Origin of the sequence: uncultured Agathobaculum sp. (genome assembly GCF_963927765.1) — a bacterium.
Taxonomy (GTDB): domain Bacteria; phylum Bacillota; class Clostridia; order Oscillospirales; family Butyricicoccaceae; genus Agathobaculum.
On record NZ_CAWVCU010000051.1, the window covers coordinates 1 to 13,612 of the forward strand.

At 53.9% G+C, this 13,612-nt stretch carries 10 protein-coding genes and 3 tRNA genes; 2 read left to right on the plus strand and 11 right to left on the minus strand.

Features of this window, described 5'->3' with window-relative positions; genetic code table 11:
- Positions 1-192: GntR family transcriptional regulator (locus tag ABGT74_RS04205; RefSeq protein ID WP_346704602.1), on the minus strand; the 192-nt coding region annotated here is incomplete at its 3' end.
- Positions 193-489: 297 nt separating this feature from the next.
- Here ABGT74_RS04205 and ugpC point away from each other — a divergent pair.
- Positions 490-1,602, plus strand: coding sequence for a sn-glycerol-3-phosphate ABC transporter ATP-binding protein UgpC (gene ugpC / locus ABGT74_RS04210; protein ID WP_297282905.1), 1,113 nt, complete (start codon positions 490-492; stop codon positions 1,600-1,602).
- A gap of 66 nt (positions 1,603-1,668) precedes the next feature.
- A complete protein-coding gene (locus tag ABGT74_RS04215) occupies positions 1,669-2,409 on the plus strand; it encodes a DUF624 domain-containing protein (RefSeq protein WP_297282904.1) in 741 nt (246 codons plus the stop codon).
- 56 nt (positions 2,410-2,465) lie between these two features.
- Here the strand turns inward: ABGT74_RS04215 and ABGT74_RS04220 are convergent, their stop codons facing one another.
- The 10 genes from ABGT74_RS04220 to ABGT74_RS04265 all read right to left on the minus strand — a co-directional run bounded on the left by ABGT74_RS04220 (position 2,466) and on the right by ABGT74_RS04265 (position 13,560).
- Entirely contained in the window at positions 2,466-3,767 is a 1,302-nt protein-coding gene (locus tag ABGT74_RS04220) for a TRAP transporter large permease (protein ID WP_346704603.1), read from the minus strand.
- Between the two features lie 3 nt (positions 3,768-3,770).
- Positions 3,771-4,265 (minus strand): TRAP transporter small permease, encoded by a 495-nt coding sequence (locus ABGT74_RS04225; protein WP_346704604.1) that lies wholly within the window; start codon positions 4,263-4,265, stop codon positions 3,771-3,773.
- Positions 4,266-4,280: 15 nt separating this feature from the next.
- Positions 4,281-5,309: a TRAP transporter substrate-binding protein gene (locus ABGT74_RS04230; protein ID WP_346704605.1), complete on the minus strand. Its 1,029-nt coding sequence runs from the start codon at positions 5,307-5,309 to the stop codon at positions 4,281-4,283.
- Positions 5,310-5,539: 230 nt separating this feature from the next.
- Positions 5,540-6,094, minus strand: coding sequence for a sugar O-acetyltransferase (locus ABGT74_RS04235; RefSeq protein ID WP_346704606.1), 555 nt, complete (start codon positions 6,092-6,094; stop codon positions 5,540-5,542).
- Between the two features lie 220 nt (positions 6,095-6,314).
- On the minus strand, positions 6,315-11,147 hold the full coding sequence (locus ABGT74_RS04240; protein WP_346704607.1) for an S-layer homology domain-containing protein: 4,833 nt from the start codon (positions 11,145-11,147) through the stop codon (positions 6,315-6,317).
- A gap of 461 nt (positions 11,148-11,608) precedes the next feature.
- Positions 11,609-11,684, minus strand: a tRNA-Val gene (locus ABGT74_RS04245).
- Between the two features lie 3 nt (positions 11,685-11,687).
- Positions 11,688-11,762 (minus strand) — tRNA-Glu (locus tag ABGT74_RS04250).
- 8 nt (positions 11,763-11,770) lie between these two features.
- Positions 11,771-11,847: transfer RNA gene (locus ABGT74_RS04255), tRNA-Met, on the minus strand.
- Positions 11,848-11,935: 88 nt separating this feature from the next.
- Positions 11,936-12,715 (minus strand): transglutaminase domain-containing protein, encoded by a 780-nt coding sequence (locus tag ABGT74_RS04260; RefSeq protein ID WP_346704608.1) that lies wholly within the window; start codon positions 12,713-12,715, stop codon positions 11,936-11,938.
- Between the two features lie 62 nt (positions 12,716-12,777).
- Positions 12,778-13,560, minus strand: coding sequence for a hypothetical protein (locus ABGT74_RS04265; RefSeq protein ID WP_346704609.1), 783 nt, complete (start codon positions 13,558-13,560; stop codon positions 12,778-12,780).
- Positions 13,561-13,612: the final 52 nt, after the last annotated feature.

Sequence of the window (13,612 nt, forward strand, 5' to 3'; positions counted from 1 at the left end):
CACAACCAGACTTTCGGATTCCAGCTTTTGCAGAACCGAACGAATCGGAGAGCGCGATACGCCAAATTTTTCCGCAAGACTGTATTCGCTCAGCTTTTCCCCCGGCTGATAGCGAAAGGTAATAATGTCGTGCCGCACATCCTCATAGATTCTATCTTTTATAAATTCACGACGTTTTTTTGTGTTTTCCATCGTTTACCCACCTTATTGTGCCCAAAAAATCCATGACACTTTTATCAAGAATATTACCACAATGATACATAAATGTTATCATAATGCATTCTGCCTGTCAAATTTTGAATACAAGTATGTTAGAACACCGATTCATCTTGTGTAAAATACTCAAAAATTTTTTCACATTTTGTCTTTTTTTGCTGTTGAGTCCTTCGCTGTGTCATGGTATACTAACATACAAGTTGAAGAAAACGTGCTCATTCTTTCTCCCGCGTTCATTCTGATTATTTGGCTGAACAAAGGAGGCTCTTCATTATGGCCGGTATTGTCTTAAAAGACATTAAAAAGGTGTATCCCGGCAATGTGGTCGCCGTCCATGAATGCAATCTCGAGATCAAAGACAAGGAATTTGTAATTTTGGTTGGCCCGTCCGGCTGTGGTAAATCCACAACGCTTCGCATGATTGCAGGTTTGGAAGAAATTTCGGAAGGAGAACTGTACATCGGCGACAAGCTGATGAACGATGTTGCCCCGAAGGATCGCGATATCGCGATGGTATTCCAAAACTATGCGCTTTATCCGCACATGACGGTGTACGACAACATGGCGTTTGGCTTGTCCCTGCGCAAAGTGCCCAAGGACGAGATTGATCGCGCTGTGCGCGCTGCGGCGGAAGCACTGAATCTGACCGAATACCTCAACCGTAAGCCCAAGGCATTGTCCGGCGGCCAGCGGCAGCGCGTTGCACTGGGACGTGCAATGGTGCGCAACCCTTCGGTTTTCCTGCTCGACGAGCCGCTCTCCAATCTGGATGCCAAGCTGCGCACACAGATGCGTACCGTTATTTCCAAACTGCATCAGAAGCTGGGGACTACGTTCGTATATGTAACGCATGACCAGACCGAAGCCATGACCATGGGCGACCGCATCGTGGTCATGAAAGACGGCTTTATCCAGCAGGTGGATACGCCGCAGTATCTGTATGATTTTCCGTGCAATATTTTTGTTGCGGGCTTTATTGGTTCCCCTCAGATGAACTTCATCGACGCCACCATCTCGCAGAAGGGCGACGATTTCTATCTGGATTTCCTTGGATACAGCATTGCTATCCCCAAGGATAAGGGCGGAAAGGAACTGTTCGGGCCGTATGTCGGCAAGGAACTGGTATTCGGCATCCGTCCGGAGGATTTGCACAACGAATCCCACTACATCGCAGAACACAAAGATGCCGCAATCGCAGCCACCGTTGATCTGGTTGAGCTGATGGGTGCGGAAACCTATGTATATATGGATTGCAAGGGCACCCGCCTGATGTGCCGTTCTCCCGAGCGGTTTGCGCAAAAGCACGGGGATACCGCGGAGTTTGCGATCAACATGAACAAGATCCATTTGTTCGACAAGCAAACCGAGCAGGCAATCTGCCACTAACCGCATGTTTTACAAACCGCAGGCAGCCGCCTGCGGTTTGTTGTTTCAGAGCAGAGGAGCATGATTATGAAGCTGTTTGACGTATTATACAACCGCGCGCACAAAGAAGAAGGGCCGCGCCCGCTCCAAAAAGGGATTCTGCGCTTTTTCCAGATCATTTGGATCGAATTCTGGAACCTTATCCTGCTGAATATGCTGTATGTCGTGTTCTGTCTGCCGGTCATCACCATTCCGGCGGCCACGGCGGCGTTCACCGCCGAGCTGTGCGATATGGTGCGCGACCGACCGCGCATGCTGGTACACCGGTTCTGGTCGGTATTCAAGCGTGAATTCCGTCAGGCTACCGTGCTGGGATTCATTGGCCTTCTGATTCTGGTGCTGCTGCTCGGACTGCTGACCGCTGTGCTGTTTTTCCTGCCGCCGATTTTCACCTATCTGCTGCTGCCTGCAACGGTCATTGTGCTGTTCCTGTTCGGCATGGCATGGATTTACGTCTATCCCCTGCTGGTCATCACCGACCTGCCCTTGCGCCATATCCTCAGGAACGCCGTTTCCCTATCCCTGATGTGCGCCAAGCACGCAGCTGCGGCGGTGCTGGTCTGCAGCTTGATTGCGTATTATGCGCTGCTCTACTTCCCGATTTCCATTCCTTTTTTGCTGTTTGGTGTCCTGTCCCTGCTGGGATTGGTCTGCACGTTTGCCGCATGGGCCGGTATCCGGGATCATGTCGTCGCCGAAGCGCTGCAAAACGCCAAAACCTCGCTTCTGGATGATGCAGACGAGTGGGCTGCGATCTGGAACTCTTAAACCCAAACGACCTGACAGAGTGAAATCTCTGTCAGGTCGTTTTTTGTGTGTCCGCCTCAAAACAGACCGGCTGCCATCGGCAAGCCTAGGCTCACCATCGGCACATAGGTGACCAGCAGCAAACCGATCAGGATCGCGACATAATACCACAGCATATACGGCATGACCTTGGACAGGCTTGACCGCCCGACCTTGATGGCGACAAACAGTGTGTTTCCGACCGGCGGCGTGATGTTGCCGATGCACAGGTTGTAAACCAGAATCAGGCCGAACTGCACCGGATCCATGCCGAAGGTCTTAACAACCGGTAGGAACAGGGGCGTAAAGATCAGGATCGCGGGGGTGACGTCCATGAACGTGCCCGCGATCAGCAGGATGACGTTCATAATCAGCAGAATGATGATCGGGTTCTGAGTCAGACCGAGCAGCGCGTCCGAAATCGCCTGCGGGATTTGGGTGAACGCCATCACCCAGCCGAGGATATTGGATACGCCGATGAGGAATACGACCATGCCGCTCATCTTGGCGCTTTCGACCACAATATTCCAGAACGACTGGAGCGTGATATTACGATAGCAGATGCCGAGGATCAGCGCATAGACCACCGCAATGGCAGAACCTTCGGTCGCGGTGAAGATACCGCCGATGATGCCGCCAATGACGACCACAATCAGGGACAGGGACGGAATCGCCTTAAGCGTACACACGCCGAGGTTCTTCCAATCAAACTTGCCGGGGATACCCTTGTAGCCCTTCCTGAGCGCGATAATGACCGCAACGATCATGCAGCACAGCGCCCAGATGATGCCGGGAATGTAGCCGGCCATAAACAGCGCCGCAACCGAAGTACCGCCTGCGGCAAGCGAATAGGTGATGAGCGCATTGGACGGCGGAATCAGCAGACCGGACGGAGCAGAGGCGCCATTGGTCGCTGCGCACAGCGCCTTGTTGTAGCCCTGCTCCTCTTCGCCCTTTTCGACCATGCTGCCGACTGCCGCAGCCGCCGCGGAGGCCGATCCGGAAATCGCGCCGAACAGCGCGTTTGCGCCAATGTTGGTCACAAGCAGCGCGCCCGGCAGCTTGCCGAGGATCGCCATAACGAAGTCAACCAGACGTTTGGCAATACCGCCCTGATTCATCAGATTGCCCGCCAGAATGAAGAACGGAATTGCGGTCAGGCTGAATTTGCTCATACCGACGAAGATACGCTGCGCGCCGGTGATCACCGAAACATCCAGCGGCACGGTCTGCAAAATCGCAATCAGCGAGGAAATACCGATGGAATACGAGATCGGAACGCCGATAACCAACAGGATAGCCAGCACGGCGATGATGATCAGCAAAGACTGCATTGCCATCTGTTACGCCCCCTCCTTCGTTGCATCTGCGCCGGTACCCTTGCAGATGTCCGCAATGTTCAGCACGGTATAGATCATGTTGAGCACACCGCACAGCGGCATGACGACATAGAACACGCCCACCGCGACGCCCAGCGACGAAGTCATCTGCCCCATGGCCAGCTGTGTGATCTGCACGCCGCCGTACACCAGAATAATCAGCGAGAACGCAAAAGCAACCAGCTCGCCGAAGATGCCAAGCGTCCTCTGCATCGAAGGGCTCAGCTTCTCAACGAGAATCGGGATGTTCATATGGCCGCGCTCGCCTGTGACCAGCGACGCGCCCAACAGACTTGCCCACGCGAACAGATAGGAAACCAGTTCCTCCGACCAGGACGAGGGGTTCTGCAATACATAACGGGTGAATACCTGCCAGCAGGTTAGCGCGACCATGGCAATAAAGCTCACACCCGCAAGCACATGCAGCAGCTTGGTAAGAGCATTTCTCAGCGATTTCATGTGTCAAATACCTCCTCAGGACTCGGTCGACGGATACTGCTCGTTGTATGCCTGAATCGCGTCATAGATCGGCTGCAGGTCTGGGTACTGAGCGAGCATATCCGCGTGCATTGGCGCGCAAGCCTCCTGAAAGGGCTTGGTATCGGGATACAGGAACTGTACTCCCTGCTCGTTCGCTGCACGCTCCTTGGCTTTGGCAACCGCGTCGGTCCACTCCTCGCGCTGCACTGTGTTGACCAGCTGGAAGCCCTCTTCGAAGATCGCGCGCTCCTCCTCGCTCAGTCCGTCAAGAAAAGCAATGTTACCGATCAGAATGTCCGGAATCATCTGGTGCATGTCGTAGGAATAGTACTTGCACACATCACCATGGCCATTATCGGTCAGTGCCAGCTCGTTGTTCTCCGCGCCGTCGATGATCTTGGACTGCAACGCGGTGTACACGTCGCCAAAGCCCATCGGCGTTGCCGAGCCGCCCAGCAGATTCATCATCTGGACATTCGTCGGTGACTGCTGCACACGGATTTTGAGGCCCTTGAGGTCCGCGGGCACCTCGATCGGGGTATTGACTGTGTAGAAGTTGCGGGTACCGGCATCCAGCCATGTCACCGCCTCAAAACCTGCATCCTTTGTGGATTCGAAGATCGGGCCGGTGATGGCTTCGTCATCCATCGAAGCGTGATACGCCTCAGCGCTGGCAAACAGGTACGGCAGGTTAAACAGCGTGTAGTTGGTGCTGAAGGTTTCCAGCAGCGAATTGGATGCAACACAGAAGTTGATTGCACCGGTCTGTGTCAGCTGCACCATTTCGTTCTGGGAGCCGAGCAGCTCACTTGGGAAAACCTCCACGTTGTACTTGTCGCCCAGCTTGCTCTCGATAAACTCCTCGAAAGCCACCAGTGCGATATGTGTGGGGTGATTGGTGGACTGGTTGTGTCCAATGCGGATAATCATGCGGTTATCCGAATCCTGTCCGCAGCCGGTCAGCACAGAAGCCGACATCACAGCTGTCAGTGCAAGTGCCAGCACTTTTTTGAAGGTTTTCATCGTGCAGACGTTCCTCCTGTTCTTCATCTCTTTTATTTCTCACCTGAGCCGCAGCCGCGCGATGATTTCGTCACTCTTTCAGCCTTTCCAAATTTTCCTCCAATCATACCCACCCGATCAATATTGCATCAAACCTTGGTTTCCTTGCAAAAAAGTCCCGGACCGTATGCTATACGGTCCGGGACTTATACATGCTGTATCAGAGTGCTGATTCGTTTTTCTCCAATGGCTTATGCCTGCCGGCGCACCTTTCGGATCACCTTCGCCGGTACGCCGCCCACCACGGTATTCGGGGGCACATCCTTTGTAACCACTGCGCCCGCAGCAACGATCGCGCCGTCGCCCACGGTCACGCCGGAAACAATGGTGACGTTTGCGCCGATCCAGACATTCTTCCCGATCACGATCGGCGCGGGATGCAGGATATGCCGCAGCGCCGGGTCCTCATCATGGTTGAGTGTCGCCAGCACAACATTGTGCCCGATGAGTGCACCGTCACCGATCTCAATCCCACCTTGATCCTGAAAGTGGCAACCGGTGTTGATGAACACATTTTTGCCCACCTTGATATTCTTGCCGTAATCCGTGTGAAACGGCGGGAACAGGCAGAAGGTTTCATCTTCCGGCTGGCAAATCAGTTCAAAAAAACGGCGGCGGACTTCCTCCGGTTCAAAATACCTGCTGTTCAGTTCCATCGTCAGCCGCAGCGCCCGCTGCGAAGCTTGCCGCATTGCCTCCGGATCATCCAATCCTTTTTCGATTTCTTTCCGGTCTGCGATATTCATTTGCTCGCTCCTTATCCTCGTTTTTCTTTTATTGTAAGCCGCCGCCCACTAAATAGCAAATGCTTATGCCATATAGACTTTTATGCTCGTAAAGCATATTGATGGATATAAAAAACCGGCATCCGCTTTGACAGATGCCGGTTTTGGCGGAAGTGAACAGGCTCGAACCGCTGATCCTCTGCTTGTAAAGAATCAAAAATGAGAGATCAACCACAGGGCTTTACAGATTGTACTCGTTGCAGAAGCGCATCAGGATTGTTGCGACTTGCGCACGGGTGGCGGACTCCATCGGGCTGAGCGTGGTGGTCGTTGTGCCTTCCATGATACCGCGGTCGCAGACCCAATGGAATGCTGCAACGGCGTAATTGCTGATACGGCTCGCATCTGTATAGCCGTCCAGACTGCCGACCGTGCTGACCGAACAGCCCTTATACTGTGCGTAACGATACAGGATTGCGGCCATCTGTTCGCGAGTGATGATATCATCCGGACCGAACATGCCGTCGCCGTAGCCGATGACGATCCCCTCGGCTGCCGCCCAGCGAATGGCCTCGGTATACCACTGTCCCGCGGACACATCATCAAACTGCATGGCGTAGTTGACCCCCGGTTTTCCCTCCAGACGATGAAAAATCGTAACGATCATTGCGCGGGTAGTTGTTTCGTCCGGCGAGAAGCGCGTAGCAGTCGTGCCGTTCATCAGCCCCTTATCCGTGACGAATTGCACCGCATCGTAATACCAAGTGCTACGGTATACATCGTAGTAGGGGTTGATCCAGATCTGCTCCGGCTCTTCGTAACCGATGACATATTGAGAGAAATGCGTGGTGGTGAACGTCACTTCACCGCGACTGGTGCTGTAAGTCGTGTCGCAAGCGGTCAGGTTGCCGTTGTTGTCCATATGCCAAACGACAACGCCATCCGCAGTCTGGCCGGGCTGGAGCGTGTACGGCAAGGTGACTGTCAAACGACCGCCGTCAAAGTCAGAAATGGTGGTGCTTCCGCTCTTGAACGACAGGTCGAACACCGGCGCGCTGCCCACGGCCTCTCTCTGACGACTGTTCAGCTCGCTGGTTGCGACAGGCATGACAATCAGCGTGACTGTACTGTAAGCCTGCGAAGCAACGGCGCTGATCGCATCGCTGTCCAGCGTGACCTCGGTCACATCAGAGGTAATCGTCAGTGTGACATCCGCATTCTTGCCCAGCGTTTTCAGCGAGGAGACCGGCAGCGTAACCTTTACGCCGTCCGCACGGCTGGGGGTATCCACAGCAATCACCAAGACCGGATCGGTACCATTCTTTTCCGCGGCATTGAGCACACGCTCCACTGCTGTATCCATCGTAACGGTAGGCACCGTCGCGCTGGCGGTCGAGCCGGACATAGACGGATTTACATCCGTGGTGACAGTAGACGTGCCGCCGCTGGTCGAGGGCTGTGAAACCGACGCAGAACCGTCGTCGGTTGTGCTGGAGCTGCTCGACGAACGCCGCCACAGCCTGATCGTTCCTGACAACGTGTTATAATTTGCCGAATCGGCAGGCGTGAATACCCACTTATAATAGGTGTTAACCATTACTTCGGTTGTGTCCGCTTGCTCCCATACGACCGTGCCGGGCACGCTGAAGGTACCACCCTCCGTGGTCAAGCCGGCATCAGCCAGTGTTTTTCCGCTGGTGGAAATCGCCGTGTACTGAGGCGCACCGGTTGGCGTGGCTTTGGAAATGGTCACCTGAACAGTTGTTGTGCCGGAAGCATACGCCGCATCGTCAGGCGTAAAGAATACGTTATACAGACCGCTGTCCGCCACATTTTTCGGCGGATTTTTGTCGGTGCTCCAATTCCATGTGCCGGATACCGCCTTATCGCCATCCGTGGCCGTGCCCGTGATCGTCGATGCAGGCACCGCGCTTCCAGTGTAGGTAACGCTAATCGCATTGGCTGTCAGGGTTGGGGTAATCTTTTCGCTGCCAACCAGCTTCACGGTGATCGTGTACGCTTTGTAGTTTGTGCTTTCGGCAACAGCAATCGTGACCGTGTATGCCAAACCGACTTTTACATCGCTGCCGCCGGTATAGGTCAGTTTATCTCCCTCCAGCTTCAACGCAGTGATTTCGGCATCTTGCGTTGTGGGCGTTCCATAGGATGTGCCGTCGGGCAGAGCGGGCAGAGTGACTGTGCCGCTTCTCCCGGCTACCACCGTGCTGGACACGGTCATCATTGCATTGGTCGCAGCAGCCTTGTCAATGGTGATGGTGACTTCCGCGCTGGTCACCGCATTATAATTATTGCTTGCGGCCTTGGTGGCGATGACCTTGACTGTACCCGCCTTGGTGGGGGTCAGCACATCGCCGCTTATGGTCGCGCTGCCGGTATCGTTCTTGACGGTATAGGTCACCGCGCCGTCGCCCGATCCGCCGGAGGTGGTCAGCTGAAGCGTGCTGCCGTAGGTAACGGGGCCAGTGCTGTCGATGGTCAGCGCAGCCTGCTCCGCCTTTGCAATGCGGAATATGCCTGCCGACAGCCCGGTTGCCGCGGCGTAGGTATCACCCTTTGCCACGTCAAAGGTGACCGCATAATCGCCTGCATCCTGAGGCGCGGTCGTTGATTTTGCATAGTTTGTACCGCTTGTGCCTTGGTAATATACCGTAATGTCCCCCATGCCCGCAGCGGAAACCTTCGCTTGTACGGTTGCTGTTTTTGGTTGCCCGTCATAAACGGCGTCCTGCGGCAGCGTGATCGAGAAATCCGCAGCAGAGGGCTTTTTCAGCACCTTGATACCGGTAACCTTTGCCGTTTTCCCCTCAAAAGTGATGGTGACCTCTGTCGTATCAGCTGCCATGGTCTGCGGCTCCACGGTATAGCCGGTTACCGCAACAACGCTCATATCGTCGTAGGTTGCGGTGACCACCATGCCTGTCGTGTCAAACGTCTCGCCTTCGATATATTCCTTCTTGGTCGGCGGCGTTGTGACAGCAATGCTCTGAACCACTTTCGCAGCCGTCGCGGGGAAGGTCTTGGTGATGACCAGCGTGTTACCACTTGGTCGGACATTGCCCCCACTTTCGTTATTGACCGTCACCGCAACAGAGTCAGCGAAGTTCTGATCTGCGCCGCTGTTCAGGGTCAAGGTGATCTGTGCAGTGTAAACCGTGCCGGCTTCCGCATTGCCGGCGACCGCCGCACCCGTAACCGAGGTGTCTTTATACCATTTTACCTCGCCTGCAATATCGCCGGCGTGCTCCTTTACGGTCGCATTGGAAGTCAGCTCCTGTCCGGTGACCGGCGCAGCCACTTCCACGCTTACCGCACTGATGCTGATCGAATCGGCCTTGGTGATGATGACCAGCGCTTCAGATACCGCAGAGGCATTCACAAAATCTGTTTCTTTCACACGGGCATAAACACTATACTGCGTCGACGGCTTTAGGTTCGTAAATGTACCGGAGGTCTGCCAAGCAGCATTTTCGTCCGGAGCAGCGCCAGTGCCCTCTACGCAAGCATACTCCTGCCCGGATACCGTTTGAACGGTAATGGTGTTGTGGGTAGCGGTTGCCGTCGGTTTGGCAGGTGCCTCCGGCCCATCAGCCTTGGCAACGACACCAGCCGTGCTGGCCTCCAGCTTGCCGGAGTAGCCATCTGCCGTGACCTCAACCTTGATGGTCTTGCCGACATCCGCCGCTGCAAGGGTATAGCTTGCGCCGGTCGCTTCGGAAATCAGCTCGTTGTCACGATACCACTGGTAAGTGAAAGCGCCGTCAGACGCAGGTACCGTAATGCCGCTGGTATTCACCGTCAATTCTACGCCGTTCTTTGGCGTGCCCTCGATGGTTACCTTACCCTCGATCGGTTGGAGCGGCTCCCCAGATTCCTCATAATTTTCCGATGCCAATGTGAGGATGTCGTTACCATATAGGTTCTTCGTATCTTGATCATAGGTATAAGTAATGCTATTGAATTCATTAAAGGTGAATTTGTAATTGGTAGCAACGCTGCCCTCTGTGCCTGCAAGGAACAGCCCGCCATCCTTGCCAACGGTACCCTCATCGCTGTTGGTCACGTCGACCAGATAGTTTTTCCCATCCAGCGTGACAACATTCCACATATGGGCTTCCGGTATGCCTCCCATCACGGTATAGCAAACCGTATTCGGATCATCAAATTGCGACAAATCGCAAAGATACTGGAACGCCTTGGAATAGCCCTCGCAAACGACATTTGTATCAGGATTACCGTCAAATACATAGATCAGCTGCCATGGATCGCCGTAGCCGCTGGCCGATTCATTATACGATGTTAAATCGCAGATTTCCTGCTTATAGGACAGCAGCTTTTCATAATCCGATTCTCCTGCATGGTTTTGGACAATCTGCTTTGCGTTCGCGGCTGCGGTTTCCGCAGCCTGACTTTTAGAAGCGCTGACTTGCAGATTATTGCCATCTTGATACGCTGCCGCTACGGTAAAACGGAAATTTCCGATTTTCGCAGATGCGATTCCATCGCTGGCTGTAGGGGATACTGAACTGTATCCTGCACCAGCAGTTTTATCATACCAATACAGCTCATACGGGCAATCAACCATCAAGCAGTCCAGTATTGTTCCAAACTGCTCCTGTAATTCAGTCTTCAGTTGCGTCGTATTTGTTGTAGTTGTCTCCCAGCTAATGGTAAAAAAATTGCTGGTATCGCTACTTCCTATTGTCGGGTAGAATGTCGTCGATCCACCCTGCTGCGCAACCTCCGTAATCTTCTGTTTCAGCCCGTCATAGATCGCTTTTTGATCGGCGCTCAGCATCCCGCTGTTTTCGCCGTAGCTACCAAACAGCGATACGCCGTATTCCGGGTACAGCAGCTGCTGCACATACCCTGCAAACAACGCATCGTTGTCCGGCAGATCCGTGTCCGATGTATCGACTGTGACGGTTTCGATTTCAACCGTCTGACCCGATTGGGACTCCATTGGCTCGTCCGATCCCGCCGCCAGCGCTGTTGTCGGCAGCATTCCCAACAGCATCGTCAGCGTCAGCAACATAGCCAAACCTTTTTTCCTCATACTGGTTTCCTCCTTTATATTTGTCTGGCAGTCTGGTTGTTCGATTGAGGATTTCTCTCCACCAAAGAGGGTCGCCTCCATTTGACCGCATGCGCGGGGATATATTTACAATATTTGCTTATATTATAGTCCGAAATCCCAAAAACTTCAATGTTCCTTTCTTTGTTTTTGGATATTTTTCATATAATTTCAAGCCACTTTCGACACATCTTTGCAACGTCGCGGATGGGAGCAAGCACGAATCCCCGGATTGTGCAGAGCTAATCCAACATCACGACCACGCTGAGCATTTTTACCCATGTCATCCCAGCACTGAAAGCAGAAAAAAGCCGTGCGTATCTGACACCAATACGCACGGGAGTTTTGAGATGTTCGCCACTATAGGATTTCAAAATTACAAACAAAAAATCGGTATAAAGCAAAAAAACTTGCATTATTCAAAGAATAATGCAAGTTTTTGTTGGTGGAAGTTAACGGGCTCGAACCGCTGACCCTCTGCTTGTAAGGCAGATGCTCTCCCAGCTGAGCTAAACTTCCATATGGTGACCCGTGCGGGAATCGAACCCGCGTTACCGCCGTGAAAGGGCGGTGTCTTGACCGCTTGACCAACGGGCCAAGGGAAATGGTAGCGGTAATTGGACTTGAACCAATGACCTTTCGGGTATGAACCGAACGCTCTAGCCAACTAAGCTATACCGCCATACTCACTTTCCTGCGTCGCCCGTTCGCCGGCGACGATAGTTATTATAACTCATGTTCTATGTAGTGTCAAGGGTTTTTTCAAGATTTTATGAATTTTCTTTTTCCAAGTTGTCGAGCACCTGTTCATAGAACGCTTCATCCCAAACATGGGTCTTGGAAAGCTCCTCTGCCGTCAACAGGAAAAACTGATCTGAGACATATTCGCCGCGATCCGGCACCGGGTCGTCAAAGGTGCAGTCGATGAAATAGGTCTGTCCGTCTATGCGCACGGCGTTCCAGCCATGGTTCATCTCCTCGGAAGCAACATAGATGGCTTCGATCCCCGCCGCCTCGCACAGCATCTCATATGCGCGGCCATAGCCCGCGCACACCGCGCGATGATCCAGCAGGGCACCGTCTGCCGCGAAGGGAGCGGAGGCGCCGTCTGGAGCCGTCTGCGCCGCCGTATCGGTATCATAGCGGCATATGCGTACCAGCGTGTCATGCAGCGCGCGCAGCTTCTGCTCCTCGGTCATGTCCGGCGTTATGCTTTCCGCTGCGAGCGCCTCGGCATAAGTTTCCGCCTGCTGCTGACGTGCCTGCCGGGATACCTCCACGCGCAGCTGGGTGGTCTGGTTGGGGCGCACGGTCGCATGCAAAGAAAACGCAAATGGATAACGTGCCTCCAGCGCCCGGTAGACCTCATCCGGATCTACCTCCTCGGTGCGGAACAGCACCCCGTCACCGCCTGCCTGCGCATCCTCCTCCAGCAGCGCTGCCGCCTGATGTGGATTCTGCACATGCGGCGACACCGCCAGCGGATACCACCAGACCGCCGCTCCGCCGGCCAGCAGCAAAACCAACAAAAACCCGGCCAGCCGCTTCATGCTTTCCCTCCTTGCAAAAAAGCAAGCGGACGGTCAAGCCGTCCGCCCGCATCGCTCTCTCATTACATCAGCTTCACAGTATAGTATACCGCTGTGATGAACAGATATGCCGCCGCAACACCCATTGCGATCAACATATGGGTCGGTGCAAACAGCACCGCCGCCACCAGCACCGTCATCAGCACCGGCGTAATCGCCAACATGGTATACGCATTCTTGCTGAACTGTATGCTGACCTTTTTCCCTTTGTTCGTGACCTTTGCATTCTTCCCGCGCAGCGTTGCCACGCAAACCAGCTGCACAACCGTCAGCACGACCGCAGCGCCCAGCGCGGCATAGGACATCCAAACATAGCTGGCACTATCCAGCGCACGGTGTACCAGCCACATCAGCGCAACGCCCACACCGGTATCCAAGGCAATGAGGAAAAACTCCCGCGCATAAGAATGATATACGAGATAATACACTGCCAGCACCGGCAGCGCCACATACAGCAGCTTGATCGGGCCGGTACCCAGATACATAATAGCCGCCATGGCAACCGCCATCACCACACTGACGATCAGCACATTTCGTCCGCACACGATGCGGCGATCAGCCGACCGCTTGCCGGAAGCTTCGCGCACCAGCAAAACAATGCCGCAAATGGCGCCCAAAACGCCGATTCCCAGCAGGATTTTGGAAACCAGCATACCGGTTGCCCAAGTATTGCCGTAGTCCATCAGACGCTGTACGATCATCAGCACCAGCACGCCCAACAGGCAGACGCTGAATACCGTCAGCACCTTATTGGTGGTATATTCTTCTTCACTGATTGGCTTTTTGCCCACATTGCTTTTAGCCAATGCCTACACTCCCTCTTTTTTGTTCTTACATGTTTCCGCCTGCATACAGCAC